Source organism: Rhizobium sp. CSW-27, from assembly GCF_018760785.1.
Taxonomy (GTDB): Bacteria; Pseudomonadota; Alphaproteobacteria; order Rhizobiales; family Rhizobiaceae; genus Neorhizobium.
In genome coordinates this window covers 2,501-5,965 of record NZ_JAHHZO010000037.1, presented here as the reverse complement: position 1 = coordinate 5,965, position 3,465 = coordinate 2,501, and the positions used below count along the sequence as shown (strand labels likewise).

The following is a 3,465-nucleotide window of genomic DNA, read 5'->3' as shown; positions in this document are numbered from 1 at the left end:
TGGTTGCGGGGGCAGGATTTGAACCTGCGGCCTTCAGGTTATGAGCCTGACGAGCTACCGGGCTGCTCCACCCCGCGTTATTTTCGACCGGGTTAGTGCCCGGGAGCGATGTCAGGCGTAGCCTGATGAGGTGAGACCGTCAAGAGATCGATCCAGTGGATCGATCTTAGGTCGAACGGGCTGCTCCACCCCGCGTTATTTTGATCGGCGTTTGTTTTTGCCGCGTGAAGCGACCCATTGATGTGTGTGTTGGGTCGATTTCATTGTTTTGAGAAGATTTTGTATTGCCTTTAGCAGACCTGGCAGCGACCTACTCTCCCGCGTCTTGAGACGAAGTACCATTGGCGCAGGGGCGTTTCACGGCCGTGTTCGGAATGGGAACGGGTGCGGCCGCCCCGCCATGACCACCAGGTCAGCTAAGGGCAATGTATCCGGCGCGGTTTTGGCGCCGGAGATTGTTGAGAAGCTGGATTTTGAGCGAATAGGGAGTAGCGAATAGCGAATAGGTTTCGCTTTTTCATCTCTGTTATCGCTGGATTTGAACACGTCTTTGGCTTGAAGAGCGTTTCAGGATGTTGCGATGTCAATTCGCTACATCCTATTCGCTATTCGCTCATCTGTGATGAGCATAGTCAATGGGAACGATGAAGTCGATCGGGCTATTAGTAAGGCTAAGCTTCATGCATTGCTGCACGTCCACACGCCTCCTATCAACGTGGTCGTCTTCCACGGCCCTGATAGGGAACACTCGTTTTCAGGTGGGTTTCCCGCTTAGATGCCTTCAGCGGTTATCCCTTCCATATATAGCTACCCTGCTATGCCGCTGGCGCGACAACAGGTCCACCAGAGATATGTCCATCCCGGTCCTCTCGTACTAGGGACAGATCCTGTCAATATTCCTACACCCACGGCAGATAGGGACCGAACTGTCTCACGACGTTCTGAACCCAGCTCACGTACCGCTTTAATTGGCGAACAGCCAAACCCTTGGGACCTGCTCCAGCCCCAGGATGCGATGAGCCGACATCGAGGTGCCAAACAACCCCGTCGATATGGACTCTTGGGGGTCATCAGCCTGTTATCCCCGGCGTACCTTTTATCCGTTGAGCGATGGCCCTTCCACGCGGGACCACCGGATCACTATGACCGACTTTCGTCTCTGCTCGACTTGTCAGTCTCGCAGTCAGGCGGGCTTATGCCATTGCACTCGACGAGCGATTTCCGACCGCTCTGAGCCCACCATCGCGCGCCTCCGTTACTCTTTCGGAGGCGACCGCCCCAGTCAAACTACCCACCATACACTGTCCCGGATCCGGATGACGGACCGCGGTTAGACATCCATGACGATAAGGGTGGTATTTCAAGGATGGCTCCACGCAAACTGGCGTCCGCGCTTCAAAGCCTACCACCTATCCTACACATGCCGACACGAATGCCAGTGTAAAGCTATAGTAAAGGTGCACGGGGTCTTTCCGTCTGACCGCAGGAACCCCGCATCTTCACGGGGAATTCAATTTCACTGAGTCTATGTTGGAGACAGCGGGGAAGTCGTTACGCCATTCGTGCAGGTCGGAACTTACCCGACAAGGAATTTCGCTACCTTAGGACCGTTATAGTTACGGCCGCCGTTTACTGGGGCTTCGATTCAAAGCTTGCACCTCTCCTCTTAACCTTCCAGCACCGGGCAGGCGTCAGACCCTATACGTCGTCTTACAGACTTCGCAGAGCCCTGTGTTTTTGATAAACAGTCGCTACCCCCTGGTCTGTGCCACCTCCAAACACTTGCGTATCTGGAGGTCACGCTTCTTCCGAAGTTACGCGTGCAATTTGCCGAGTTCCTTCAACATAGTTCTCTCAAGCGCCTTGGTATACTCTACCTGACCACCTGTGTCGGTTTCGGGTACGGTCTATACGGTGGAGCTATTTCCTGGAACCGGCTCACTGCCCACCCAATCCAATAAGGATGAACAGTTTTCCCGATCCGTCACTACCACCAGGCCCACGAATATTAACGTGGTTCCCATCGACTACGCGTGTCCGCCTCGTCTTAGGGGCCGGCTAACCCTGCTCAGATTAACTTTAAGCAGGAACCCTTGGTCTTTCGGCGAGGGGGTCTCTCACCCCCTTTATCGTTACTCATGTCAACATTCGCACTTCCGATACCTCCAGAGGCCCTCACGGGTCCTCCTTCACAGGCCTACGGAACGCTCCGCTACCACTCCTCTTGCGAGGAATCCTCAGCTTCGGTGCATGGCTTTAGCCCCGTTACATTTTCGGCGCAAAGACCCTTATTTAGACCAGTGAGCTGTTACGCTTTCTTTAAATGATGGCTGCTTCTAAGCCAACATCCTGGTTGTTTTGGGATCCTCACATCCTTTCCCACTTAGCCATGACTTGGGGACCTTAGCTGGAGGTCAGGGTTGTTGCCCTTTTCACGACGGACGTTAGCACCCGCCGTGTGTCTGCCGACTAGTACTCCCAGGTATTCGGAGTTTGGTTAGGATCAGTAAGACGGTGAGTCCCCATAGCCCATCCAGTGCTCTACCCCCTGGGGTATTCGGTCGACGCTCTACCTAAATAGATTTCGCGGAGAACCAGCTATCTCCGAGTTTGATTGGCCTTTCACCCCTAGCCACAAGTCATCCCAATCTATTGCAACAGATGCGGGTTCGGCCCTCCAGTTGGTGTTACCCAACCTTCAGCCTGCTCATGGCTAGATCACTCGGTTTCGGGTCTAATGCGTCGAACTGAACGCCCTGTTCAGACTCGCTTTCGCTGCGCCTACACCTACCGGCTTAAGCTTGCTCGACACACTAAGTCGTTGACCCATTATACAAAAGGTACGCCGTCAGGCTCTCGCCCTCCGACTGCTTGTAGGCATCCGGTTTCAGGTTCTATTTCACTCCCCTCGTCGGGGTGCTTTTCACCTTTCCCTCACGGTACTTGTTCGCTATCGGTCATGCACGAGTACTTAGGCTTGGAGCGTGGTCGCCCCATGTTCAGACAGGATTTCACGTGTCCCGCCCTACTCAAGGACAATGCGCATTTTACGTGTACGGGGCTATCACCCGCTACGGCCGAACTTTCCAGATCGTTCCACTTCAGCTCACATTGCCACTGGCCTGGTCCGCGTTCGCTCGCCACTACTTGCGGAGTCTCGGTTGATGTCCTTTCCTGCAGGTACTTAGATGTTTCAGTTCCCTGCGTTCGCTTCTAACCCCTATGTATTCAAGGTTAGATACCTTATTTGCGATACTTGGAAACCAAGCGCGTCTTCGACGCGGCGAATAGTTGTCAGCCAATAGCGAACAGGGCTTTTGACCAACTATTCGCTACTCACCATTCGCTATTCGCACGTGCCAACGGCACGCCTGATTTCCCAAGTATCTTAAGGTGGGTTGCCCCATTCGGAGATCCATGGATCAAAGCTCATTCGCAGCTCCCCACGGCTTATCGCAGCGTATC

1 tRNA gene and 2 rRNA genes (1 of these 3 running past the window's edge) are annotated in these 3,465 nt (G+C 54.0%); all 3 read right to left on the bottom strand.

Features of this window, described 5'->3' with window-relative positions:
• Positions 1-77, bottom strand: a tRNA-Met gene (locus KLP42_RS26245).
• Positions 78-297: 220 nt separating this feature from the next.
• Positions 298-412, bottom strand: a 5S ribosomal RNA gene (gene rrf / locus KLP42_RS26240).
• 229 nt (positions 413-641) lie between these two features.
• Positions 642-3,465, bottom strand: a 23S ribosomal RNA gene (locus tag KLP42_RS26235); it runs 60 nt beyond the window's last position.